Origin of the sequence: Pseudomonas sp. LABIM340, assembly GCF_040017195.2 — a bacterium.
In the GTDB taxonomy this organism is placed as follows: domain Bacteria; phylum Pseudomonadota; class Gammaproteobacteria; order Pseudomonadales; family Pseudomonadaceae; genus Pseudomonas.
Genome location: NZ_CM200227.1, coordinates 4,845,146 through 4,865,761 on the forward strand (window position 1 = coordinate 4,845,146; position 20,616 = coordinate 4,865,761).

Genomic DNA, 20,616 nt, shown 5'->3' on the forward strand with positions numbered 1-20,616 from the left:
TTGACAGAAGGTGATTTTCGACTGCAGACTGAACTGGTATCGAATCGATACCTAATCAATCAGGAGAAGAATCATGAGCAAAGCCGTTTACTACCACGCTGGTTGCCCCGTCTGCGTCGAAGCCGAGCGTGCACTGCTGCCGTTGTTGAACCGCGAAGTCGAAGTAGTGCACCTGGGCGAGCAGTCGCCGCGCGTGGCCGAAGCCGAGGCGGCCGGGGTGAAATCCGTACCGGCGCTGGTGGTCGATGGGCAGGTGCTGCACCTGAACTTCGGCGCCTCCTTGGCCGACCTGAAGTAAGGCCGGGCGGTATGAGCGACTACCAGCCGTTGCACTGCGATCTTCATGACTATCTGGAGATCGCCTGCCTCTACCGCTACTGGCTGCGTATCGAGCTGCGTGACGGTCTGGCGTTCGACGCCCAGGCCTTCACCACCCACACGCGGAAAGGCGCGGACGGGGCAGCCGAGGAGTATTTGGAGGTACGGGTGGACGACGCCAGCCGGGAGCTCCGGCTGGACCGCCTGCACGCCATCACGCCTTTGTCGGCGCAGGCGCTGTTCGGAAGGGTGGAGCTGGATGCGGCCGGCTGAGCGGCCACAACGACCTCACCACATGAGGTCGTCGGGCACCACGTAATCCTTGTACGGATCGTCCTCGTCCGGCTCGCCGGTGGGCTCGCTGAGGACGATGATGCGGCGCTCGTCGCGCTCCTGGATGCGCAGCGCGGCATCGCGCGGCACGATCTCGTAGCGGCCGTCGTAGCTGACGATGGCTAGGCTGCCACGGCTGAGCTTGTCGCGGACCATGTCGTTGACCGCGATGCGCTTGACCTTCTTGTTGTCGACGAAGTTGTAGTAGTCGTCCGACTCCAGTTTCGGCAGGCGCGTACCTTCGATCAATTGCTTGATCTGTGCGGTCTTGGCCTTCTTGTCGGCCTTTTCCTGCTGCTGGCGGTTCAGCTCGGTGTCGCGGGCCTGCTTCTCGGCCTGGGCCTGCAGGGCCGCCTGACGCTGGCTGTCGTCCTTCGCCACCTGGTTCTTGTGCTCCAGGCGCTGCTGCTTCTGTTTCTGCTTGCCGGCCTGCTTGGCCTGCTTCTCGTTGACCAGGCCGGCTTTCAGCAACTGGTCACGCAATGACATGCTCATGAATCAAGGCTCTCCAACAGCCCATAGTGATGCAGGACAAATCCCAGACCAACGCATAGGTGCGGCGGGATCGTCCTCAGGGGGTATAATCCTCGGGCCTGTGCCAGCGCAGCGCAAGTGCCTGGCTCGAAATCACTCATCTGGAGCGGACTCGTAACCTCCATGCTGAAGCTCATCGTTCTCGTGGTACTGGCCATCTTTCTCGTCGCCATTCTCTACGTGCATCTGCGCGGCAAGGTGCGGCTGCCCTTCCTGCGCCAGGTCGTGAACCACTCCGCCTGGTTCGCGCCCTACAACTCGCTGATGTACCTGAACTCCAGCGTGCCGTCCAAACCCTACCTGGACCGCGAGCGCTTCCCCGAACTCGACAAGCTGCGCGACAACTGGCAGATGATCCGCGAGGAAGCCGAGCAACTGTTCGACGAGGGCTACATCCGCGACGCCCTGAACAACAACGAGGCCGGCTTCGGTTCCTTCTTCAAGAAGGGCTGGACCCGTTTCTACCTGACCTGGTACGACGGCCCCCTGCCCTCGGCGCAGCAGCTGTGCCCCAAGACCGTGGAGCTGGTGAGCAGCATCCCCAACGTCAAGGGCGCGATGTTCACCCGCCTGCCGCCGCGCAGCCACCTGAACAAGCACCGCGACCCTTACGGCGGCTCGCTGCGCTATCACTTGGGCCTGGCCACGCCGAACTCCGACGAGTGCCGCATCTTCGTCGATGGCCAGCCCTATGCCTGGCGCGACGGCCAGGATGTGATGTTCGACGAGACCTTCGTCCACTGGGTGAAGAACGAGACGGACGAATCGCGCCTGATCCTCTTCTGCGATATCGAACGGCCGCTCAAGTCGCCGCTGCTGACCCGCATCAACCGCCGCGTCAGCGCTTTCCTCGGGCGCGCCACGGCGCCGCAGAACGTCGAGGGCGAGCGCGTCGGCGGGATCAACCAGGCCTACTCGGTGCTGATCCGCCTGGGCGATGCCGTGGGCAGCAAGGTGAAGGTGTTCAAGCGCGCCTATCCCAAGGCCTACCGCATCGGCCGCCCGGTGCTGGCGGTGCTGGTGCTGGTACTGGTGCTGCGCTGGCTGTTTGGCTGATTCCCGGCTCGCTCCGACCCAAAGCAAAAAGCCCCGCAATCGCGGGGCTTTTTTATGGGCAAAAGAACTTATCCACAGCTGAGCGGGTTCTTCTCGTCGCGCTTGGCAGCGCCCCACAGTTCGTCCATCTCTTCCAGGTTGCTGTCTTCCAGGGTGCGCCCCTGGTCGCGCAGGGCTGTCTCGATGTAGCGGAAGCGGCGCTCGAACTTGGCGTTGGCGGCGCGCAGGGCGGTTTCCGGGTCGACCTTGAGCTTGCGCGCCAGGTTGACCACCACGAACAGCAGGTCGCCCACTTCCTCCGCCTGGCCCTCGGTATCGCCGCCGGCCATGGCCTCGAGCACCTCGTCCAGTTCCTCACGGACCTTGTCCACCACCGGCAGGGCGTCGGCCCAGTCAAAGCCGACCTGGGAAGCGCGCTTCTGCAGCTTGGCGGCGCGGCTCAGCGCCGGCAGGGCGGTGGGTACGTCGTCCAGCAGGGACAGTTGCACCGGCTCGGCGGCTTTGGCGGCGCGCTCTTCAGCCTTGAGCTCTTCCCAGCGCTGCTTGACCGCCGCTTCCGCCAGCTTCGCCGGGTCAGACTCGCCATACAGGTCGCCGTCGGGGAACACATGGGGGTGGCGGCGGATCAGCTTGGTGGTGATGCCATCCACCACCGCGTCGAACTCGAAGCGCCCCTCTTCCCGCGCCAGCTGCGCGTAGTAGACGACCTGGAAGAGCAGGTCGCCCAGCTCCTCGCGCAGGTGGTCGAAGTCGCCGCGCTCAATGGCATCGGCGACCTCGTAGGCTTCCTCGAGGGTGTACGGAACGATCGTCGCGTAGCTCTGCTTCAGGTCCCATGGACAGCCGTGCTGCGGGTCACGCAGCCGGGCCATCAGGTACAGCAGGTCATCGAGCTTATGCATCCTTGGCACCCGCACCGCGGTCACGCCGCGCCTCGATGATGTTGGGCAGCTGCGAGATGCGCGCCAGCAGGCGACCCAGCGAATCGAGACCGGGGATCTCGATGGTCAGGCGCATGATCGCGGTGTTGTCTTCCTTGTCCGAACGGGTGTTCACCGCCAGCACGTTGATGCGCTCGTTGAGCAGCATCTGCGAGACGTCGCGCAACAGGCCGGAACGGTCGTAGGCACGGATGACGATATCCACCGGATAGGTGCTGACCGGCACCGGGCCCCAGCTGACCTGGATGATCCGCTCCGGCTCGCGCCCGGCCAGTTGCAGCGCGGTGGCGCAGTCCTGGCGGTGAATGGTGACGCCGCGGCCGAGGGTGATGTAGCCGACGATCGGGTCGCCCGGCAGCGGCTGGCAGCAGCCGGCCATCTGCGTGAGCAGGTTGCCGACACCCTGGATCTGGATGTCGCCGCGCTTGCCGTGGCCGATCTTGCTCGGCTTGCGCGGGATGAGTTCGAGCTGCTCGGTGCCTCGCTCGGGCTCGACCAGCTGCTGCGCGTAGTTGACCACATGGGCAAGGCGCAGGTCGCCGGCGCCCAGGGCCGCGAAGAGGTCTTCGCCGGTCTTGTAGTTGGCCTTCTCGGCGAGCTTCTCGAAGTCCACCGGCGGCAGCGCCAGGCGGCCCAGCTCGCGTTCGAGCATGGCCTTGCCGGCGGCGACGTTCTGGTCGCGCGCCTGCAGCTTGAACCAGTGGACGATCTTCGCCCGCGCTCGCGAGGTGGAGACGTAGCCCAGGTTCTGGTTCAGCCAGTCACGGCTCGGCCCGCTCTGCTTGCCGGTGATGATTTCCACCTGCTCGCCGGTCTGCAGGCTGTAGTTCAGCGGCACGATACGGCCGTTGATCTTCGCGCCACGGCAGTTGTGCCCGACCTCGGTATGCACGCGGTAGGCGAAGTCCAGCGGCGTGGAGCCCTTGGGCAGGTCGATGGCGTGGCCGTCGGGGGTGAACACGTAGACCCGGTCGGGCTCGATATCCACTCGCAACTGTTCGGCCAGGCCGCCGATGTCGCCCAGTTCCTCGTGCCACTCGAGTACCTGGCGCAGCCAGGAAATCTTCTCTTCGTAGTGGTTGGAGCTGGCCTTGACGTCGGTGCCCTTGTAGCGCCAGTGCGCGCAGACGCCGAGCTCGGCTTCCTCGTGCATGGCGTGGGTACGGATCTGCACTTCCAGCACCTTGCCCTCGGGGCCGATCACCGCGGTGTGCAGCGAGCGGTAGCCGTTTTCCTTGGGGTTGGCGATGTAGTCGTCGAATTCCTTGGGGATGTGCCGCCACAGGGTGTGCACGATGCCCAGCGCGGTGTAGCAGTCGCGCATTTCCGGCACCAGCACGCGCACGGCACGCACGTCGTAGATCTGGCTGAAGTCCAGGCCCTTGCGCTGCATCTTCCGCCAGATGGAATAGATGTGCTTGGCGCGGCCGGACAGGTCCGCCTTGATGCCGGTGGCGGCCAGGGCGTCCTTGAGCTGCTGCATCACGGTGGCGATGTACTGCTCGCGGTCCAGCCGGCGCTCGTGCAGCAGCTTGGCGATCTGCTTGTACTGGTCGGGCTCGAGGTAGCGGAAGGACAGGTCCTCCAGCTCCCACTTGATGTGGCCGATGCCCAGACGGTGGGCCAGCGGGGCGTAGATGTCGAAGACTTCGCGGGCGACGCGCATGCGCTTTTCTTCGTCGGCGTTCTTCACCGCGCGAATGGCACAGGTCCGCTCGGCCAGCTTGATCAGCGCGACGCGCACGTCGTCGACCATGGCCACCAGCATCTTGCGCAGGTTCTCGATCTGCGCCTGGGTGCCGAGCACCAGGGACTGCCGCGGGCTGAGGCTGGTACTGATCGCCGCCATGCGCAGCACGCCTTCGATCAGCTTGGCGACAACAGGGCCGAAGCGCTGCGCCACGTCCTCGAGCTTGACCTTGCCCTCGCGCACGCCACGGTAGATCACCGCGGCGACCAGCGATTCCTGGTCGAGCTTCAGGTCCGCCAGGATTTCGGCGATCTCGAGCCCCGTCTGGAAGCTGGAGGTACCGTCCGCCCAGGAGTTGTCCGTCGTGCTGACCGCCTTGTGCTCCACCTCGCGGGCGAATTCACAAGCTTCCAGCAGGACCTTGCGATCCAGTCCCGGGACCAGGGTCTGGACATGGTCCAGCCAGGCCTCGAGATTGATGCTGCCGTCAGTGTTGACCGGCTGGTGCGCTCTCACCTGTACCATCGTGTCTACCCTTCCCCACGGTGCGCCACAACACACCGCTCACTGCGCCGGCCTTTCTTGCTTGAGCCGGTCGGATTGCGCAGGCCGTCCTAGCCTGCCTCGAACAAAGCCATGGCCTCGACATGGGCCGTCTGCGGGAACATGTCGAGAATGCCGGCGCGCTTCAGACGATAGCCCTGTCGGGCCAGCTCGCCAGCGTCACGCGCCAGGGTCGCCGGGTTGCAGGACACATAGAGTACCCGCTCCGCGCCCAGTGAACGCATCTGCCGTGCCGGCTCGAAGGCTCCGTCACGCGGAGGGTCGAGCAGCACGGCGGTGAAATCCTCCGCCGCCCAGGGGGCGTCGGCAAGCGGTTTCGTCAGGTCCGCCTGATGGAACCGGGTATTGACCAGGCCGTTGGCCCGGGCGTTGGCGGCGGCACGCTCGACCATGGTCTGCACACCTTCCACGCCCACCACCTCGCGCACCTGGCGCGCCAGCGGCAGGGCGAAGTTGCCCAGGCCACAGAACAGGTCCAGCACGCGCTCGTCGCTGCCCGGCTTCAGCCAGTCCAGCGCCTGGGCGACCATCGCCTCGTTCACCGGCTCGTTCACCTGAACGAAGTCGCCGGGACGGTAGGCCAGGGTCAGATTCCAGGCTTCGAGCCGGAAGCCGAGCTCGCGGTTCCCACTGTTTTCTGCAGCATCGGAGCAAAGCGTCGGTTCGCCGTCGCCCTGCAACCAAAGCTGCACATCCCGTGCCGAACAGAATTCCAGCAGTCGCGCACGGTCGCTATCGGACAAAGGTTCGATATGCCGCAGCAGCAGCGCACTGGAAGTGCCGTGGAACAGCTCGACATGGCCGAGGCTCTGTGGCTTGGCGAAGCCACGCAGCAGCTCCGGCAGCTCGCGCGCGAGGACCTGCAGCTCAGGCACCAGCACCAGGCAGTCGTCGAAGGCGACGATGGCCTGGCTGGCAGCGGCGCGGAAGCCGACGTCCAGGCGCTTGGCCTTCACGTCCCAGCGCACGGCGAGGCGGGCGCGGCGGCGGTAGCCGAATTCCGGCCCGACCAGCGGTGCGGCCCACTCTTGCGGGACCAGGCCAGAGAAGCGCTCCAGCTGCTCCGCCAGGGTGCGCTGCTTGAGCGCCAGCTGATCGGCGTGGGACAGGTGCTGCAGGCTGCAGCCGCCACAGGTGCCGGCCACCGGGCAAGGCTCGGTGCGGCGGTTGGCGGCGGCGGTGAAGATACGTTCGCTACGGGCGTCGACGATCTGCGCGCGGGCGGACAGCACGCGGGCTTCCACCGACTCGCCCGGCAGGGCGTTGTCGACGAACCAGGTGCGCCCGTCGATGTGGGCGATGCCGCGGCCGTCGTGGGCCAGGCGCTCGATGCTCAGGCGCTGTTTCTTGCCCACCGGTACCGCAGGGCTGCGCGCTCCGCCGCTGGGCTGGAAGCGCAGGCCGGTTCTCTGCTTGGCCATGTCAGTTGGAGTCGAACACGCCCGAGGACAGGTAACGGTCGCCACGGTCGCAGATGATCGCCACCAGGGTCGCGTTTTCCAGTTCGCGCGACAGGCGCAGCATGGCCGCCACCGCACCACCGGAGGACACGCCGCAGAAGATGCCCTCTTCGCGGGCCAGGCGGCGCATCACGTCCTCGGCTTCGTTCTGCTGCATGTCGACGACGCGGTCGACGCGGGTGGCATCGAAGATCTTCGGCAGGTATTCCTGCGGCCAGCGGCGGATGCCGGGAATGGCCGAGCCTTCCATCGGCTGCAGGCCGACGATCTGCACGTTGGGATTCTGCTCCTTGAGGTAGCGCGACACGCCCATGATGGTGCCGGTGGTGCCCATGGAGCTGACGAAATGGGTGATCTCACCGCCGGTCTGCTGCCAGATTTCCGGGCCGGTGGAGTGGTAGTGGGCGATCGGGTTGTCGCCGTTGGCGAACTGGTCGAGCACCTTGCCCTGGCCTTCGCGCGCCATCTGGTCGGCGAGGTCGCGGGCGCCTTCCATGCCCTGCTCCTTGGTCACCAGGATCAGCTCGGCGCCATAGGCGGTCATGGCAGCCTTGCGCTCGGCGGTGGAGTTGTCGGGCATGATCAGGATCATGCGGTAGCCCTTGATCGCCGCCGCCATCGCCAGGGCGATGCCGGTGTTGCCGGAAGTGGCTTCGATCAGCGTGTCGCCGGGCTTGATGTCGCCGCGCAGTTCGGCACGGGTGATCATCGACAGCGCCGGGCGATCCTTCACCGAACCCGCGGGGTTGTTACCCTCGAGTTTCACCAGCAGGGTGTTGGAGGTTTCCCCGGCCAGGCGCTGCAGGCGCACCAGCGGGGTATGGCCGACGCAATCGGCGATAGTCGGGTACTGCACGGTCATGGAAGCACTCGGATCTGGAACAGGGCGCCCTATGATACCGGCAAAAGCCGCCCCGCCATACGAAACTTCCTAACAAGCCGTGTACAGGGGCCGGCGTCCGCCTCAAGCCGCCGCCGCGTCGGGCAGGCGCAGGTGCACGCGCAGCCCCGCCTCGGCGCAGTCCGCCCAGAGTTCGCCGCCCTGCATGCGCAGCGAGCTGCGGGCGATGCTCAGGCCCAGGCCGAAGCCTTCACCGGTACGCGCATCGGAGAGCCGGGTGAAAGGCAGGAAGATGCGTTCCAGGTCACTTTCCGCCACGCCGGGGCCATCGTCTTCCAGCCACAGGTGCCAGCCACCGGACTCGCGCCGGCCGCTCAGGCGGATGCGGCCGTGTTCCGGCGAATGACGGATGGCGTTGCGCAGCAGGTTTTCCAGCGCCTGGGCCAGGCCGTTGAGATGGCCGCGCACGCGGCAGTCCGCCGGGACCTGATAAAGAAAGCGCTCGGTACTCCAGCCCGCCTCGAAGCGTGCGTCGTCCACCAGCAGATCCCACAGCGAGCGCAGGTCGATCTCTTCCAACTCCAGGCGCGGGCGCTCGGTATCCAGCCAAGCCAGTTCCAGGGTGTCGGCGACCAGGCGTTGCATCACCTCCACTTCCCGCTCGACCCGCTGGCGCAATGCGGCTTCGCTGATCGGGCTGTCGCCGGCCACCCGCAGGCGGCTGAGCGGCGTGCGCAGTTCGTGGGACAGGTCGCGCAGCAACTGGCGCTGCAGGCCGACGTGGCCGCGCAGGCGCTCGGCCATGTGGTCCAGCGCGCGGCCCAGTTCGCCGAGTTCGTCGCGACGGGCGATCAGTTCCGGGCCGGCGACCGAACCGAGGTTATCCGCCTGCAAGGCGTTGGCGTGTTCGCGCAGACGCCCGAGCGGGCGCACCAGTCGGCGATAGATCAGCCCGCAGAGCATCAGGGCAAGGATCGCCGGCACCAGCGCATGGCTGATGGACTGGCGCAGGAAGCTCAGGCCGCCGGGCAGGTAGCGTTGCGGCAACTGGACGACCAGCCGACCAGCGTCCGGGTCGTCCGGGAAGGGAATGCCGATGTACGGCAGGTTCACCGAGCGCGAGCTTACCGGCCAGTCCAGCCCGCGCTGGAACGTCAGGTGCGCCACGTCCTCCATGGGCAGCGGCTGCGTGCCCAACGACTGCAAGCGGGCATCGACCACGACCATCCACACCGGCTCGCGCTGCTGCATCTGCGCCAGCCAGGCATCGACGCCCGCCGTCCCGCCCGTGCGCCAGGCTTGCTGGGCCTCGTCGGCATAGCCGGCGAGCACCTGCCGCGCCGCCTCGGACAGGAAGTAGCTGTCGCGCTCCATCTGCTTGCCCCAGTTCCAGGACAGCCAGATCACCGAAAGGCACAGCACCACGAGGGCAACGGCGAGCTTCCAGAACAGCGAGTGGCGGCCGGGCATGTCAGTCTTCGGCCTCGGCGAACACGTAGCCCTTGCCCCAGACGGTGTGCAACTGGTGGCGGACGTAGCCGATGGCCTGCAGCTTGCGGCGCAGGTGGCTGACGTGCATGTCCAGGCTGCGGTCATGGGCGGTGAAGGCGCGGTGCAGCACGTGCTGATAAAGGAAGGGTTTGCTCAGGGTCTCGCCCTGGCTGCCGAGGAAGGTTTCCAGCAGGCGGTACTCGGTCCCCGTCAGGCCGGCCCACTGGCCGTCGAGGCCGACGTCGTCCTTCTGCGGGTCCATCTGCAGCCCGGTGGGCATGGGAGTGCTGGCCAGGGACTGGCTGCCGCGCTCCAGCGCCACCCGGCGCAGCACCGCGTCAACGCGCACACTCAGTTCGGCGAGGCTGAAGGGCTTGGGCAGGTAGTCGTCTGCGCCCTGGGAGAAGCCAGCAATGCGGTCCTGCTCGGCGCCCAGGGCGGACATCAGGATCACCGGCACCGCGCGCTCGCGGCGCAGGGTGCGGAGGATGTCCAGGCCACCGGTGCCGGGCAACATGATGTCCATCAGCACCAGGTCGTAGTCGCCGCCGCGCGCCTGGGCCAGGCCCTCGTCGCCGTCCTGGCACCAGGTCACCGCGAAGCCGCGTTCGCTCAGATGGGAAGACAGGTGGGCGCCCAGGGTCGGGTCGTCCTCGATGGTCAGCAGGCGCAGGCCTGACGATGCGATGGCATTCATATCAAATAAGAGTGATTAGCAATTGCGTGAAGTATTCACGATTCCGCACGTTCCCGGCAAGGCAAAGGGCTTCCGACCAAGGTCTGAACCGCTACACTGCCAGGGATAAACGCATCGGAGGAAGCGCGTGTTCAAGGATCTCGGCATCAAGGGACGGGTACTGCTGCTCACCCTGCTGCCCACCAGCCTGCTGGCGCTGGTGCTGGGCGGCTATTTCACCTGGGTGCAGCTGTCGGACATGCACGCCCAGTTGATCGAGCGCGGGCAACTGATCGCCGAGCAACTGGCGCCCCTGTCCGCTCCGGCCATGGCCAATCACAACAACGAGCTGCTCGCGCGAATCGCCAACGAAGCGCTGGACCAGCCCGACGTGCGCGCCGTGACCTTCCTTGACCCGGACCGGGAAAAGCTCGTCCACGCAGGCCCCAGCATCCTCACTCCCATGCCCTCGGGGGACGGCTCGCACCTGAGCATGGCGAGCAACCTGGACACCACCCACTTTCTCCTGCCGGTGCTGGGCAAGCACCGCAGCCTGTCCGGCGACCCGGACGAAGACGCCGAGAAGCTGCTGGGCTGGGTCGAACTGGAACTCTCGCACCACGGCACCTTGCTGCGCGGCTACCGCAGCCTGTTCACCAGCCTGCTGCTGATCGGCGCGGGCCTCGCCGTCACCGCCCTCCTCGCCCTGCGCATGAGCCGCGCGATCAACGCGCCGCTGGGGCAGATCGCCCAGGGCGTCGCCCAGCTCAAGGAAGGCCGCCTGGAAACCCGCCTGCCCGCGCTGGGCAGCCACGAACTGGACGAACTGGCCGGCGGCATCAACCGCATGGCGGAGGCGCTGCAGAGCGCCCAGGAAGAGATGCAGCACAACATCGACCAGGCCACCGAGGACGTGCGGCAGAACCTGGAGACCATCGAGATCCAGAACATCGAGCTGGACCTCGCCCGTAAAGAGGCCCTGGAGGCGAGCCGGATCAAGTCCGAGTTCCTCGCCAACATGAGCCACGAGATCCGCACCCCGCTCAACGGCATCCTCGGTTTCACCAACCTGCTGCAGAAGAGCGAGATGACCAGCCGCCAGCAGGATTACCTGGGCACCATCCACAAGTCCGCCGAAAGCCTGCTGGGGATCATCAACGAGATCCTCGACTTCTCGAAGATCGAGGCCGGCAAGCTGGTGCTGGAGAACATTCCGTTCAACCTGCGCGAGCTGATCCAGGACACCCTGACCATCCTCGCCCCCGCCGCCCACGAGAAGCACCTGGAGCTGGTCAGCCTGATCTACCGCGACACCCCGCTGCAGCTGGTGGGCGACCCGCAGCGCCTGAAGCAGGTACTGACCAACCTGGTGAGCAACGCCATCAAGTTCACCCACGACGGCAGCATCGCCGTGCGCGCCATGCTCGAAGACGAGAGCGACGACCGCGCACAGCTGCGCATCAGCGTGCAGGACACCGGCGTGGGCCTGACCGACGCCGACCTGCGCGCACTGTTCCAGGCCTTCAGCCAGGCAGACAACTCCCTCTCGCGTCAGGCCGGCGGCACCGGCCTGGGGCTGGTCATTTCCAAGCGCCTGATCGAGCAGATGGGCGGCGAGATCGGCGTGGAAAGCAGCGCCGGTGACGGCTCGGAGTTCTGGATCAGCCTCAACCTGCCCAAGGCCCGCGACGACGGCGACGACCTGCCGCACGCCCTCGCCGGTGGCCTGCGCGTGGCACTGTACGAGCCCCACGAACTGACGCGCACCGCGCTGCACCACCAACTGGAAGACTGCGGTCTGGAAGTCACCGAGTTCCCTGACCTCGTCACGCTGGAGAAGACTCTGCTCGCCGGGCCGTCGGACAAGGCGCCGATCACCCTGGCGCTGCTCGGCGTGACCGCCGCCGATCATCCGCCCGAGGCGCTGCGCCAATCCATCCGCGAACTGGAACAGCACGGCTGCAAGAGCCTGGTGCTCTGCCCGACCATCGAACAGGCGCACTACAACGATGTGCTGCCCGATGCCCAGGTGCAGAGCAAGCCCGCCTGCACACGCAAGCTGCAGCAGGCACTGAATGAATTGCTGCACCTGCGGCCGGCGCGCAAGGACAAGAACGTCAACGGCAAGCTCGAGCGCACACCGCGCCTGCTCTGCGTCGACGACAACCCGGCCAACCTGCTGCTGGTGAAGACCCTGCTGACCGACATGGGCGCCGAGGTGGTCGCCGTGGACAGCGGGCTTGCCGCCGTCGAGGCGGTGCAGCGCGAGCGTTTCGACCTGGTGTTCATGGACGTGCAGATGCCGATCATGGACGGCCGCCAGGCCACCGAGGCGATCCGCCTTTGGGAAGGCGACCGCGAAGTCAGCCCGGTACCGATCATTGCCCTTACCGCCCATGCCCTGGCCAACGAGAAGCGCGCCCTGCTGCAGGGCGGCATGGACGACTACCTGACCAAGCCGATCGACGAGCGTCAGCTGGTTCAGGTGATCCTCAAGTGGACCGGCCTGGCGCTGGGCGAGCCGCGCGACGAGCGTCCGCGCCAGGCCCAATCCTCTCTGGAAGGCCTCAGCGTGCTGGACCCGGAGGAAGGCCTGCGCCTGGCCGCCGGCAAGCAGGAGCTGGCCGCCGACATGCTCGGCATGCTGCTCGCCTCGCTGTCCGCCGACCGCCAGGTGATCCGCCAGGCCCGCGAGCGCAATGACCGCAACACCCTGCTCGAACGCATCCACCGCCTGCACGGTGCCACCCGCTACTGCGGCGTACCGATGCTGCGCGCGGCCTGCCAGCGCGCCGAGACGCTGCTCAAGCAGAACGATCCGGACGGCCCCGCTGCGCTGGATGAGCTGGACAAGGCCATGGCCGAGCTGGCACAGGCGACCGAGGGCCTCCTGGAAATCGAAGCCGGCCAGACGCACTGAAGACGGAATTCAATCGATGCGCATCATCCTGTTCAGCAACCAGACCTACGATCGCGACAGCTTCCTCGCCGCCAACCATGGCCTCGGCTTCGAGCTGCATTTCCAGCAGGCGCAGCTGCGCGAGGACACCGTCGCCCTGGCCATGGGCTTCGAAGTGGTCTGCCCCTTCGTCAACGATGACCTGTCGCGCCCGGTGCTGGAGCACCTGGCGGCCGGTGGCACGAAACTGATCGCCCTGCGCTCGGCCGGCTACAACCATGTCGACCTGGCCGCCGCCCATGCGCTGGGTCTGGCCGTGGTGCGCGTACCGGCCTATTCGCCCCACGCGGTGGCCGAACATGGCGTAGGACTGGTCCTGGCACTGTGCCGGCACCTGCACCGCGCCTACAACCGCACCCGCGAAGGTGATTTCTCCCTGCACGGCCTGACTGGCTTCGACCTGCACGGGCGCACTGTCGGGATCATCGGCAGCGGGCAGATCGGCGAAGTCTTCGCCCGCATCATGAGTGGCTTCGGCTGCCACATCCTGGCCTACGACCCCTACCCCAACCGCGCCATCGAGACCCTGGGCGGGCGCTTCGTCGAGCTGGACGAGCTGCTCGCGCAGTCCGACATCATCAGCCTGCACTGCCCGCTCAACGAGGCCACCAAGCACTTGATCAACGCCGGCAGCCTGGAGCGCATGAAGCGCGGCGCCATGCTGATCAATACCGGCCGCGGCGCACTGGTCGACACCCCGGCGCTGATCGAGGCACTGAAAAGCGGCCAGCTCGGCTACCTCGGCCTGGACGTCTATGAAGAGGAAGCCGACATCTTCTTCGCCGACCGCTCCGACCAGCCGCTGCAGGACGACGTACTGGCGCGCCTGCTGACCTTCCCCAACGTGATCATCACCGCGCACCAGGCCTTCCTGACCCGCGAGGCGCTGGCTGGGATCGCCCAGACCACGCTGGCCAACATCGCCGCCTGGCAGGCCGGCAATCCGGTCAACCTGGTGAAAAACTGAGCAGAAGGCGCTCGCATCCGCACGCCACGCGCCCTAGAATGCCGCGCTTTCCCGGAGGACCCATGGCCCAGCACGATTTCCGCTACACCCTGCTCAACCCGCAATTCACCCTCAACGAGTGCCGCGCGCTGACTCCGGGCCGCTACCAGGTCACCGGCATCGGTGGCTCGATCAAGGCCGGCGACACCATGCTGGTCAGCCTCAAGGGCAGCAAAAGCCTGAGCATGACGCTGGAAGTGGAAAAGGTCCGCCACCTGATCAACCCGCCAGGGCAGTGGATGGCTGTGGCCAAGGGGCCGGCGTTCCGTGAACTGGGTATCCACGAGTGGAAGGTCAACTGCGACGGCTGCGAGGCTACACTGGACTTCGAATTCGCCGTCGATGCCACCCTCGGCAAGGCTGCCCAGCAGCCCGCCGCCGAGCAGCGCATCGCCGAACTCGGATGGGTCAAGGCCGGCAACCGCCACCTCTGCCCGGATTGCCAGAGCAAGGAGACTGCATGAAAGCCCTGATCGCCAGCGCCTGCACCGCGCTGGCCCTGGCCGGTTGCGCCAGCAAGCCGGTTCCCGAAGCGGAGCAGACTTACCGCGTGGAATGGGTCGGTGAGCACCCGTTGATCGACTACACGCACATCAGCCTGACCCTGGACGGCAACGGCCGCGCCTACGGCAGCGCCGGCTGCAACCACTGGTTTGCCAGCTACAAGCTCGAAGGCGACCAGCTGACCTTCGGCCAGCCCGGCGCCACCCGCAAGCTGTGCGCCGACCTGGTGATGGAGCAGGAACAGCAGTTCCTCAAGATGCTTGGCGAAGTGCAGCGCTGGGATATCACCGAAGAAGGCGAGCTGCGCCTGTGGCCGGTCTCCGGCCGCGCCATGCGCATGTGGCCCGAAGGCTGAGGCGTTTTTCGTCCGGGCTAGAAGAGCGTGAGCTGCTCGTGGGCGCCGCGCAGATCGACCAGGCGCACGCCCACGCCGATCAGCCGCACCGCCTTGTTGCCGCGCTGAAAGGCCTGCCCCAGCAATAGCCGATAGCTTTCCAGGTCCCGCGCGGCGCCTGCCTGCTCCAGGGTAGTCTGGGTGAAGTCGTGGAACTTCAGCTTGATGAACGGCTTGCCCGGCCGGTAGCTGGTGTCCAGGCGCGTCATGCGCCGCTCCAGCTCCCCCAGCAACGACGGCAATTCCTCCTGGCAGGCCGCCAGGTCCGGCAGGTCCTGGTCGAAGGTGTTTTCCACGCTGATCGACTGGCGGCGGCTATCTACCTGCACCGGGCGCTCGTCGATGCCCCGTGACAGCCCCCAGAGCCGCTCGCCGAAACTGCCGAACTCCTTGGCCAGCTGGATGCGCGACCAGTCGCGCAGGTCCGCGCAGGTACGGATACCCAGACGCGCCAGCTTCTCGGCGGTGACCTTGCCCACGCCATGCAGCTTCTTCACCGGCAGTTCGGCAACGAAGCCGTCCACCTCGTCGGGCGTGACCACAAACAAGCCGTTGGGCTTGCGCCAATCGCTGGCGATCTTGGCGATGAACTTGTTCGGCGCCACCCCCGCGGACACCGTGATGTGCAGCGTTTCCCAGACGCGCTGGCGAATCTCCCGGGCGATCCGCGTGGCGCTGCCACCGCAGCGCTCGCTGTCGCTGACGTCAAGGTAGGCCTCGTCCAGGGACAGCGGTTCGATCTGGTCGGTGTAGTCGCGGAAGATCGCGTGGATGTCCCGCGAGGCTTCTCTATAGACATCCATGCGCGGGCGCACGATGGTGAGGTCGGGGCACAGCTTCACCGCGGTGCGCATGGCCATGGCCGAATGCAGCCCGTAGGCGCGCGCCTCGTAGTTGCAGGTCGCGACCACGCCACGCTTGTCCGGCGACCCACCCACCGCCAGCGGCTTGCCCGCCAGGCTGGGGTCGTCGCGCATCTCGATGGCGGCATAGAAGCAGTCGCAATCGATGTGGATGATCTTTCTCTGCCGAGTCACGAAGAAGGCGCCTGCATCACCATCGGAAGCCGCCCGGAAAGACGGCGGAAAACCCATCCATGGTAATGCAAAACGCCGCCCCTTCGGTTATCCACAGCCAGGAAGATTCCGCCCCCGGACCACTGCCCTGCCACTATCCGCCGCGGCTAAATATTTGAAAGAAAATCACTTTTTCCCGATTTACGTTGACACACCAGTCCATCGGCGTAGAATGGCCGTCGCGGGATGGAGCAGTCTGGTAGCTCGTCGGGCTCATAACCCGAAGGTCGTAGGTTCAAATCCTGCTCCCGCAACCAGACACAGAAAAAGGGTCACTCTTCGGAGTGGCCCTTTTTCGTTTGCGCGCGTTTAAATTATTGATCGAAAACGAAATATCGTTTGACACGAAGCTTCATATCCGTAGAATTGCCGCCGCGGGATGGAGCAGTCTGGTAGCTCGTCGGGCTCATAACCCGAAGGTCGTAGGTTCAAATCCTGCTCCCGCAACCAGACACAGAAAAAGGGTCACTCTTCGGAGTGGCCCTTTTTCGTTTGCGCGCGTTTAAATTATTGATCGAAAACGAAATATCGTTTGACACGAAGCTTCATATCCGTAGAATTGCCGCCGCGGGATGGAGCAGTCTGGTAGCTCGTCGGGCTCATAACCCGAAGGTCGTAGGTTCAAATCCTGCTCCCGCAACCAGACATCAAGAAGAAAGCCACTCTTAGGAGTGGCTTTTTTCGTTGTGCGCAAAAAATGATCGCCCACGGGTGGCGTCTCACGGATCAGGAAAATACTCTTCCGGGGACTTGGGAATTCGCGTCAGTGCCCCTACTCTGTCGCGCTAAATCGTTTGAGGTGCCCGATGAGCGCCAACCCCGCCACACCCGATACCCCTGCCGCCGAGGACGCTCCCAGCCGAGCGACCTGGCTCAACTGGGTGAACGCCAACCGCCAGGCACTCGGCCTGGGCGTGACCCTGGTGCTGTTCAGCCTCGCATTGATCGCCTGCTATCACCTGCTGCGCGACATCGACGCCTACTCCCTGCACGACGCCCTGCTCGACGTGCCCACCACCTCGCTGCTCGGCGCCTTCGCCGCCACCGTGGTCGGTTTCATCTTTCTGCTCGGCTATGAATGGTCGGCCAGCCGCTTCGCCGGCGTGAAGCTGCCCGTCCCGGCGCTGCTGACCGGCGGCTTCTCCGCGTTCGCCATCGGCAACGCCGTGGGCCTGTCGATGCTCTCCGGCGGCTCGGTGCGCTATCGCCTCTATGCCCGCCAGGGGCTGGGCGCCGGCGACGTAGCGTTGATGACGCTGTTCGCCAGCCTGTCGCTGGGCTGCGCGCTGCCGGTGCTGGCCGCGCTCGCCGCGCTGAGCGACCTCTCCGACGCATCCCTGGCCCTGCACCTGCCGGAATGGCTGGTGGCAGTGCTGGCGCTGGGCATCATCGCCCTCTGCCTGTTGCTGGTGGTTGCCGTCGAACGCCGTCGCCTGCCGGAACAGCCTTCGCCCGACAGCCATCTGGTTCGCTTCGGCCGCCGCACCCTGCGCCTGCCGGGCCTGCGCCTGTCCCTGCTGCAACTGCTGATCACCGCGCTGGACGTGGCCGCTGCCGCCACCGTGCTCTATCTGCTGCTGCCGGAAGCTCCGCCCTTCGGCGCTTTCCTGCTGGTCTACCTGATTGCCCTGGCCGCTGGCGTGCTCAGCCATGTGCCGGGCGGCGTCGGCGTGTTCGAAGCGGTGCTGCTGGCGGCCTTCGCCAACCAGCTGGGCGCCGCGCCGCTGGCCGCCGCACTGCTGCTATACCGCCTGATCTATGTGGTCCTGCCGCTGATCGTCGCCTGTCTGTTGCTGCTGTTCCTCGAAGCCCGCCGCGTGCTGGTGGCCAAGCAGGCGGTGCGTATCACCTCCGGCTTCGCCGCGCAGATCCTCTCGTTGCTGGTGTTCATCTCCGGCGTCGTACTGCTGTTCTCCGGCGCCACACCGTCCATCGACACCCGTCTGGACGAGGTCGGCTTCCTCGTGCCGCACCGCCTGATCGATGCCTCGCACCTGGCCGCCAGCCTGATCGGCGTGCTCTGCCTGCTGCTCGCCCACGGACTGCGGCGCCGCCTTTCCGCCGCCTGGGCGCTGACCATCGGCCTGCTGATCGCCGGCGCCGTGCTATCGCTGCTCAAGGGCTTCGACTGGGAAGAAGCGCTGATCCTCAGCTTCACCGCCGCCCTGCTGGTGATCTTCCGCAGCGCCTTCTACCGCCGCAGCCGCCTGATGGACCTGCCCTTCTCGCCGCTGTACCTGGGCGCCGCTGCCTGCGTTATCGCCGCGTCGATCTGGCTGCTGCTGTTCGCCTACCAGGATGTGCCCTACAGCCACGAACTCTGGTGGCAGTTCGCCCTGGACGCCGACGCCCCGCGTGGCCTGCGTGCCGCGCTGGGCAGCTGCCTGCTGCTGGCCGCGCTGGCGCTGTACTGGCTGCTGCGCACTGCGCCGCCGGCCATCCATGCACCGACCCGCGAGGACCTGGACACCGCCGCCGGCATCCTGGCCAATTCCGCGCAGCCCGACGGCGGCCTGGCCCTGTCCGGCGACAAGGCACTGCTGTTCCACGAGGGCAACGACGCCTTCCTGATGTACGCCCGCCGTGGCCGCAGTCTGGTGGCACTGTTCGATCCGGTCGGCCCGGCCCAGGCCCGCGCCGAACTGATCTGGCAGTTCCGCGACCTCTGCGACCTGCACCATGCGCGCCCGGTGTTCTACCAGGTGCGCGCGGAGAACCTGCCGCTGTACATGGACATCGGCCTGACCGCGCTCAAGCTCGGCGAGGAAGCGCGGGTCGACCTGCGCCGCTTCGACCTGGAGAGCAAGGGCAAGGAGATGAAGGACCTGCGCTACACCTGGAACCGCGGCCAGCGCGACGGCCTGAGCCTCGAATTCCATGACGCCGGCAACGCGCCGATGGACGAGCTGCGCGCCATCTCCGATGCCTGGCTGGGCGGCAAGAACGTCCGCGAGAAGGGCTTCTCCCTCGGCCGCTTCACCCCTGAATATCTGCGTTATTTCCGCGTCGTCGTGGTCCGCTTCCAGGGCCGCGCCGTGGCCTTCGCCAACCTGCTGGAAACCTCCGGCAAGGAACTGGCGAGCATCGACCTGATGCGTGTCGCCCCCGACGCACCCAAGCTGACCATGGAATTCCTCATGCTCGGCCTGATCCTGCATTACAAGGAGAGCGGGCACACCCGCTTCAGCCTCGGCATGGTGCCACTGGCCGGCTTGCAGCCGCGCCGTGGCGCCCCGCTGACCCAACGTCTCGGCGCGCTGGTTTTCCGCCGGGGTGAGCAGTTCTACAATTTCCAGGGGCTGCGGCGCTTCAAGGACAAGTTCCAGCCCGACTGGGAACCCCGTTACCTGGCCGTGCCCGCCGGACTGGATCCGCTGGTGGCGCTGGCCGATACGGCTGCCCTCATCGCAGGCGGCCTGAGTGGATTGGTAAAACGCTGATATGTTGAAACGACGCTGGCGACACCTGCTCGCCCTCCTCCTGCTGGTCATCATCGCCGTGGGTCTGCTGCTGTGGAGCCGCCCGGCTTCCCAGGCTTCCCTCGAACACCGCCAACTCGCCGACGGCAGTGCCGTCGCCCTGGCTATCCCCAGCAAGCAACCGAACGCCCGTGTACTGCTGGCCGTGCAGGCCGACCAGAAACTCGACGATGGCCAGCTTCTGGCCCTGGCCCACGACAGCGGCGCCCGCGTGGTGCAGTTCGTCTTCCCGGAAAAGGACTGCGCCACCCAGCAAGCCCGCATCAAGGCTGCTGGCGAGCTGCTCGACGGCCAGCCGACCCTGGTCGCCGGCATCGGTCCGGGCAGCGCCTGGGCCTTCCGCTGGCTCGCCGGGCAGACCGACGACAAGGCCAAGGCGCTCTCGGTCGGCTTCTCCCTGGAGAAGCCCGACTGCGCCGCCACCCCGCTGCCGACGACTGCCGCCCACGGCCACTGGCTGGCCGCCTGGAACGACAACCCGGACGACGCCAGCGCGCGCTTCGCCCGCAACCTGCAGAACGCCGAGACGGTGATCACCGACTACGACACGCCGCTGCCCAAGGTCCTCGCCGACCAGCTGCGCCAGCTGCTGCAAGGCGGCGGCGACAACGTGCCGGTGGTTGAAGTCCCGGCCGCCAAGCCGTCGGAAACCGTCACCCTGTTCTATTCGGGCGATGGCGGCTGGCGCGACCTGGACCGTGACGTCGCCGCGCAGATGGCCGAACTGGGCTATCCGGTGGTGGGCGTCGATGCCCTGCGCTACTTCTGGGAGCACAAGACCCCGGAACAGAGCGCCGCCGACCTGGCCCTGCTGATGCAGCACTACCGCGAGAAATGGGGTGCCAAGCACTTCGTGCTGGCCGGCTATTCCTTCGGCGCCGACGTGCTGCCGGCGATCTACAACCGCCTGCCGGCGGACGCCAAGAAGGACGTCAGCTCGGTGATCCTGCTGGCCTTCGCCCGCAGCGGCAGCTTCGAGATCGAGGTGCAGGGCTGGCTCGGCAAGGCTGGCCAGGAAGCCTCCACCGGCCCGGAAATGGCCCGTCTGCCGGGGCCGAAAGTGCTCTGCGTGTACGGCGTCGAAGAGAAGGACGAAAGCGGCTGCACCCAACCGCAGTCGGTGGGCGAGAACCTGCAGCTGCCCGGCGGCCACCACTTCGACGAGGACTACCCGGCGCTGGCCAAGCGACTGGTGAATGCCATCCGCTCCCGCCAGTCAGCCGACGACGAAGGCTGACCGACATCAAAAGGGCCGCACATCGCGGCCCTTTCACTTTGGTTTCACGGTTTTTCA

At 66.4% G+C, this 20,616-nt stretch carries 17 protein-coding genes and 3 tRNA genes; 12 read left to right on the forward strand and 8 right to left on the reverse strand.

Annotated features, from left to right (window positions below; translation table 11 throughout):
* The first annotated feature begins 73 nt into the window (after positions 1 to 73).
* Complete coding sequence (locus ABKS89_RS22160) at positions 74 to 298, forward strand: thioredoxin domain-containing protein (protein ID WP_081520298.1); 225 nt, start codon at positions 74 to 76, stop codon at positions 296 to 298.
* Between the two features lie 11 nt (positions 299 to 309).
* Positions 310 to 591: a Rho-binding antiterminator gene (locus ABKS89_RS22165; RefSeq protein ID WP_138215178.1), complete on the forward strand. Its 282-nt coding sequence runs from the start codon at positions 310 to 312 to the stop codon at positions 589 to 591.
* A 15-nt stretch (positions 592 to 606) separates the two neighbouring features.
* Here ABKS89_RS22165 and ABKS89_RS22170 read toward each other — a convergent pair whose 3' ends face one another.
* Entirely contained in the window at positions 607 to 1,146 is a 540-nt protein-coding gene (locus tag ABKS89_RS22170; RefSeq protein WP_138215179.1) for a DUF2058 domain-containing protein, read from the reverse strand.
* A 162-nt stretch (positions 1,147 to 1,308) separates the two neighbouring features.
* Here ABKS89_RS22170 and ABKS89_RS22175 point away from each other — a divergent pair, with 162 nt between their 5' ends.
* A complete protein-coding gene (locus ABKS89_RS22175) occupies positions 1,309 to 2,241 on the forward strand; it encodes an aspartyl/asparaginyl beta-hydroxylase domain-containing protein (protein WP_138215180.1) in 933 nt (310 codons plus the stop codon).
* A 68-nt stretch (positions 2,242 to 2,309) separates the two neighbouring features.
* Here ABKS89_RS22175 and mazG read toward each other — a convergent pair whose 3' ends face one another.
* The 6 genes from mazG to ABKS89_RS22205 all read right to left on the reverse strand — a co-directional run bounded on the left by mazG (position 2,310) and on the right by ABKS89_RS22205 (position 9,925).
* On the reverse strand, positions 2,310 to 3,143 hold the full coding sequence (mazG, locus tag ABKS89_RS22180) for a nucleoside triphosphate pyrophosphohydrolase (RefSeq protein ID WP_138215181.1): 834 nt from the start codon (positions 3,141 to 3,143) through the stop codon (positions 2,310 to 2,312).
* Positions 3,136 to 5,397 carry a GTP diphosphokinase gene (relA, locus tag ABKS89_RS22185; RefSeq protein ID WP_138215182.1) on the reverse strand — a complete coding sequence of 754 codons (2,262 nt, stop codon included), beginning with the start codon at positions 5,395 to 5,397 and terminating at the stop codon, positions 3,136 to 3,138. The genes mazG and relA overlap by 8 nt, the downstream gene beginning before the upstream one ends.
* 89 nt (positions 5,398 to 5,486) lie before the next feature.
* Positions 5,487 to 6,857: a 23S rRNA (uracil(1939)-C(5))-methyltransferase RlmD gene (gene rlmD / locus ABKS89_RS22190; RefSeq protein ID WP_348587086.1), complete on the reverse strand. Its 1,371-nt coding sequence runs from the start codon at positions 6,855 to 6,857 to the stop codon at positions 5,487 to 5,489.
* 1 nt (position 6,858) lies between these two features.
* Positions 6,859 to 7,758, reverse strand: a complete 900-nt coding sequence (gene cysM, locus ABKS89_RS22195) for a cysteine synthase CysM (protein ID WP_081520291.1) — start codon at positions 7,756 to 7,758, stop codon at positions 6,859 to 6,861.
* Between the two features lie 102 nt (positions 7,759 to 7,860).
* Positions 7,861 to 9,207, reverse strand: coding sequence for a HAMP domain-containing sensor histidine kinase (locus ABKS89_RS22200; RefSeq protein ID WP_348587088.1), 1,347 nt, complete (start codon positions 9,205 to 9,207; stop codon positions 7,861 to 7,863).
* 1 nt (position 9,208) lies between these two features.
* Positions 9,209 to 9,925 carry a response regulator transcription factor gene (locus tag ABKS89_RS22205; protein WP_138215185.1) on the reverse strand — a complete coding sequence of 239 codons (717 nt, stop codon included), beginning with the start codon at positions 9,923 to 9,925 and terminating at the stop codon, positions 9,209 to 9,211.
* Between the two features lie 127 nt (positions 9,926 to 10,052).
* Here ABKS89_RS22205 and ABKS89_RS22210 point away from each other — a divergent pair, with 127 nt between their 5' ends.
* The 4 genes from ABKS89_RS22210 to ABKS89_RS22225 all read left to right on the forward strand — a co-directional run bounded on the left by ABKS89_RS22210 (position 10,053) and on the right by ABKS89_RS22225 (position 14,728).
* A complete protein-coding gene (locus tag ABKS89_RS22210; protein WP_138215186.1) occupies positions 10,053 to 12,824 on the forward strand; it encodes an ATP-binding protein in 2,772 nt (923 codons plus the stop codon).
* Positions 12,825 to 12,840: 16 nt separating this feature from the next.
* The gene (locus ABKS89_RS22215) at positions 12,841 to 13,830 is read left to right on the forward strand and encodes a 2-hydroxyacid dehydrogenase (RefSeq protein WP_348587090.1); all 990 of its coding nucleotides are present in this window, start codon (positions 12,841 to 12,843) and stop codon (positions 13,828 to 13,830) included.
* A gap of 62 nt (positions 13,831 to 13,892) precedes the next feature.
* Positions 13,893 to 14,333, forward strand: a complete 441-nt coding sequence (locus ABKS89_RS22220; protein ID WP_348587092.1) for a hypothetical protein — start codon at positions 13,893 to 13,895, stop codon at positions 14,331 to 14,333.
* A complete protein-coding gene (locus ABKS89_RS22225; protein ID WP_081520285.1) occupies positions 14,330 to 14,728 on the forward strand; it encodes an META domain-containing protein in 399 nt (132 codons plus the stop codon). The genes ABKS89_RS22220 and ABKS89_RS22225 overlap by 4 nt, the downstream gene beginning before the upstream one ends.
* Positions 14,729 to 14,745: 17 nt before the next feature.
* On the opposite strand, the gene dinB is transcribed toward ABKS89_RS22225, so the two are convergent.
* Positions 14,746 to 15,744: a DNA polymerase IV gene (dinB, locus tag ABKS89_RS22230; protein ID WP_242015391.1), complete on the reverse strand. Its 999-nt coding sequence runs from the start codon at positions 15,742 to 15,744 to the stop codon at positions 14,746 to 14,748.
* 279 nt (positions 15,745 to 16,023) lie between these two features.
* On the opposite strand from dinB, the gene ABKS89_RS22235 reads away from it, so the two are divergent.
* The 5 genes from ABKS89_RS22235 to ABKS89_RS22255 all read left to right on the forward strand — a co-directional run bounded on the left by ABKS89_RS22235 (position 16,024) and on the right by ABKS89_RS22255 (position 20,559).
* Positions 16,024 to 16,100 (forward strand) — tRNA-Met (locus tag ABKS89_RS22235).
* Positions 16,101 to 16,216: 116 nt separating this feature from the next.
* Positions 16,217 to 16,293: transfer RNA gene (locus ABKS89_RS22240), tRNA-Met, on the forward strand.
* A gap of 116 nt (positions 16,294 to 16,409) precedes the next feature.
* Positions 16,410 to 16,486: transfer RNA gene (locus ABKS89_RS22245), tRNA-Met, on the forward strand.
* A gap of 163 nt (positions 16,487 to 16,649) precedes the next feature.
* Positions 16,650 to 19,283 (forward strand): bifunctional lysylphosphatidylglycerol flippase/synthetase MprF, encoded by a 2,634-nt coding sequence (gene mprF, locus ABKS89_RS22250; RefSeq protein WP_348587094.1) that lies wholly within the window; start codon positions 16,650 to 16,652, stop codon positions 19,281 to 19,283.
* Position 19,284: 1 nt separating this feature from the next.
* The gene (locus ABKS89_RS22255; RefSeq protein WP_348587096.1) at positions 19,285 to 20,559 is read left to right on the forward strand and encodes a virulence factor family protein; all 1,275 of its coding nucleotides are present in this window, start codon (positions 19,285 to 19,287) and stop codon (positions 20,557 to 20,559) included.
* Positions 20,560 to 20,616 lie beyond the last annotated feature (57 nt).

Excerpts from the sequence above, each read along its gene's own strand:
- mazG (WP_138215181.1), bottom strand. The coding sequence starts at position 3,143 with ATGCATAAGCTCGATGACCTGCTGTACCTGATGGCCCGGCTGCGTGAC.
- ABKS89_RS22170 (WP_138215179.1), bottom strand. The coding sequence starts at position 1,146 with ATGAGCATGTCATTGCGTGACCAGTTGCTGAAAGCCGGCCTGGTCAAC.
- ABKS89_RS22200 (WP_348587088.1), bottom strand. The coding sequence starts at position 9,207 with ATGCCCGGCCGCCACTCGCTGTTCTGGAAGCTCGCCGTTGCCCTCGTG.
- cysM (WP_081520291.1), bottom strand. The coding sequence starts at position 7,758 with ATGACCGTGCAGTACCCGACTATCGCCGATTGCGTCGGCCATACCCCG.
- mprF (WP_348587094.1), top strand. The coding sequence starts at position 16,650 with ATGAGCGCCAACCCCGCCACACCCGATACCCCTGCCGCCGAGGACGCT.
- ABKS89_RS22225 (WP_081520285.1), top strand. The coding sequence starts at position 14,330 with ATGAAAGCCCTGATCGCCAGCGCCTGCACCGCGCTGGCCCTGGCCGGT.
- dinB (WP_242015391.1), bottom strand. The coding sequence starts at position 15,744 with ATGCGCGACGACCCCAGCCTGGCGGGCAAGCCGCTGGCGGTGGGTGGG.
- ABKS89_RS22205 (WP_138215185.1), bottom strand. The coding sequence starts at position 9,925 with ATGAATGCCATCGCATCGTCAGGCCTGCGCCTGCTGACCATCGAGGAC.
- ABKS89_RS22160 (WP_081520298.1), top strand. The coding sequence starts at position 74 with ATGAGCAAAGCCGTTTACTACCACGCTGGTTGCCCCGTCTGCGTCGAA.
- rlmD (WP_348587086.1), bottom strand. The coding sequence starts at position 6,857 with ATGGCCAAGCAGAGAACCGGCCTGCGCTTCCAGCCCAGCGGCGGAGCG.
- ABKS89_RS22255 (WP_348587096.1), top strand. The coding sequence starts at position 19,285 with ATGTTGAAACGACGCTGGCGACACCTGCTCGCCCTCCTCCTGCTGGTC.
- relA (WP_138215182.1), bottom strand. The coding sequence starts at position 5,397 with ATGGTACAGGTGAGAGCGCACCAGCCGGTCAACACTGACGGCAGCATC.
- ABKS89_RS22220 (WP_348587092.1), top strand. The coding sequence starts at position 13,893 with ATGGCCCAGCACGATTTCCGCTACACCCTGCTCAACCCGCAATTCACC.
- ABKS89_RS22165 (WP_138215178.1), top strand. The coding sequence starts at position 310 with ATGAGCGACTACCAGCCGTTGCACTGCGATCTTCATGACTATCTGGAG.
- ABKS89_RS22175 (WP_138215180.1), top strand. The coding sequence starts at position 1,309 with ATGCTGAAGCTCATCGTTCTCGTGGTACTGGCCATCTTTCTCGTCGCC.
- ABKS89_RS22215 (WP_348587090.1), top strand. The coding sequence starts at position 12,841 with ATGCGCATCATCCTGTTCAGCAACCAGACCTACGATCGCGACAGCTTC.